The organism is Clostridium tanneri (assembly GCF_033659955.1).
GTDB lineage: Bacteria > Bacillota > Clostridia > Clostridiales > Clostridiaceae > Clostridium_AM > Clostridium_AM tanneri.
Genome location: NZ_JARUJP010000055.1, coordinates 1 through 2656, shown reverse-complemented (window position 1 = coordinate 2656; position 2656 = coordinate 1). Strand labels below are relative to the sequence as shown.

At 33.6% G+C, this 2656-nt stretch carries 1 protein-coding gene; it reads left to right on the top strand.

Annotated features, from left to right (window positions below):
• The first annotated feature begins 719 nt into the window (after positions 1–719).
• Complete coding sequence (gene ltrA, locus P8V03_RS18770; protein WP_318799340.1) at positions 720–2537, top strand: group II intron reverse transcriptase/maturase; 1818 nt, start codon at positions 720–722, stop codon at positions 2535–2537.
• Positions 2538–2656: the final 119 nt, after the last annotated feature.

Sequence of the window (2656 nt, the reverse complement as noted above, 5' to 3'; positions counted from 1 at the left end):
TGTGCGACACGTTGCTAACTTAAAAGGTTAGCCATTAACTCAAAAAGTTAAGAGAACTAATAGTTTGAAAAGTCAAATGAGAGGGTAACGCCTTGAAGGGCTTTCTCTAATACTCCGAATAGCGATTCCTTAAATAAGAAAGGAATGGTTATAAGCTCGGTGAAGTCGGCTGAGAGTGCACCCTAAGGAGCGATAGCTCCAGGAAAAGCGAACCAGAGGTGGTTGAGTGTATGATAGGTCGGGAGTCTATAAAATATCTATGGTGAGAATATCCGTAAAAGGATTGACTAATTTCCGAAGGTAAGGGTCTAGAACAGTGCATAGTAGAAATGCTATGACCGCCGAAAGTGCGGGGTTCATGGAGACAAGTAAGATTGGTAGTTATGAAAGTCTCTATTCTATTACAGGTAGAATCAAGTGAACAGGCTCAAAGGAAACACTTAAGGATATATGAAAAGATAAAACTATTGGAACGTGGTAAGCTGATGACATGGAGGGCTTATTCCCTGTGAAGTGGCGATAAGGAAAGGCTAAAGCTATAACTTATCTTAACATCAGTGAAAGTAGTGGCATAGTACCGTTGAAACTGGCGAAAGCCAGCGGAGGGATAGCCACAAGTCAATATTAACAGTAAAATTTAAACACACAATAATTATTAGGTTCGAGTAAGACTAAGAGAAGCGAAAACAAAAGTTACAACTGGAGTGATTAGCTGACTAATGACAACCGAGAAAATGAAGCATAAAAAGAAGCAAAAACTAAGAAATAATGAATACTACAATAATCAAGCAATTTATGATGATATTTATACCAAGAGTTTAAAAGGCTATAAATTTAAAAACCTAATGGATATAGTCATGACAGAAGAAAATATATTACTGTCATACAGAAATATCAAAAAGAATAAGGGAAGTAAGACAGCAGGAATTAACAAAAATACAATCATTGAAATTGGAAATAGTAATCCCGAAGAACTGGTAGAGTACGTTAGAAATAGACTAAATAATTATGAACCTCAAGCAATAAGACGTGTAGAGATAGAAAAGGAAAGTGGAGGAATAAGGCCACTGGGGATTTCCACAATTGAAGATAGATTGATTCAACAGTGTATTAAACAGGTATTAGAACCAATATGCGAAGCTAAATTTTACAAACACAGTTATGGATTCAGAGCAAATCGAAGTACAGAACATGCTATTGCGAGAGCAATGAAGCTGATAAACATAGCTAAATTGCATTACGCTGTAGATATTGACATAAAAGCATTTTTCGATAATGTGAATCATGAAAAACTGTTAAAGCAAATGTGGACAATGGGAATACAGGATAAAAACCTCCTAAGTATAATATCCAAAGCCTTAAAAGCAGAGGTTACAGGTATAGGAATACCAGAAAAGGGAACCGTTCAAGGTGGCATTATATCACCATTACTTTCCAATATAGTCCTAAATGAGTTAGATTGGTGGGTAAGCAGCCAATGGGAAAGTTTTATGACAGAACACAACTACTCAAGTCGTAATAAATACCGAGCTATGAAAAACACTAATCTAAAAGAGATGTTTATAGTAAGATATGCAGATGATCTTAAAATATTTTGCAGAAACCACAAAACAGCACAGAAGGCTTTAATGGCAGTAAAGAAGTGGTTAAAAGAAAGATTAGGACTAGAAATAAATTCTGAAAAATCAGAGGTTGTAAACTTAAGAAAAAATTACTCTAACTTCCTAGGTTTTAAAATGAAAGTAATAAATAAAGGGTATAAAAAGGTTGCTACTAGCCGTGTTAGCGACAAAGCTCGAAAGAAAATCATAAATAAAATAAAAGAAAAAATTAAGGCAATACAGAAAAATACTAAAACCGATGAGGTAAATAAATATAATGCATCAATATTAGGAATGCATAACTATTATAGAAATGCAACACAAGTAAGCCTTGCTTTTTATGAAATAGCTTTCTTAGTTAGTAAGAGCCTATATAATAGAACAAAGAAAATACGAAGTGAAACAGGATTAAAAAGCAAAGCATATCTAAAATATTATGGAAAATATAAGTATAAAACCATTTATATCGCAAAAGTAGCTTTATTTCCAATAGGAGGAATTAGTACGAAAGATGCACTGCATCATGTAAATGGAATTTGTAATTATACAGAAGAAGGAAGAAAGAAAATCCATGAAAACCTAAAGGGAATTAACAAAGCTATACTACAATATATCATGAGAAACCCAGTAAATGGGCAGAGTTCAGAATATAATGATAACAGAATTTCTTTATACGTAGCACAATATGGTAAATGTAGTGTAACAGGTGAGACCTTAAAAATAGGAGAAATGGAGGCTCATCATAAGAAACCTAAATCATTAGGCGGAAGTGATGAATATAATAATCTAACTTTTGTATTATCAGATGTACATAAACTGATTCATGCTATTGCAGATAAAACTGTTAAAGAATATAAAGAAAAGCTAAAATTAGATAAAGAAGGCTTGGAAAAACTGAATAAGCTTCGTTTAAAAGTTGGAAATTGTGTGATTTAAAGAAATAAGTTGATATTGATGGAACGCAGTGTGCGGTGAAAGCTGCAAGCACTGTGTGGAGGTGGGGAAAAGGCAGAGATAATTTCAAAGTCTTACCTATTCCTATTGAATTCAAGATA

What these genes read in the sequence shown, in the direction of transcription:
- ltrA (WP_318799340.1), top strand. Translation starts at nt 720, where the DNA reads ATGACAACCGAGAAAATGAAGCATAAAAAGAAGCAAAAACTAAGAAAT.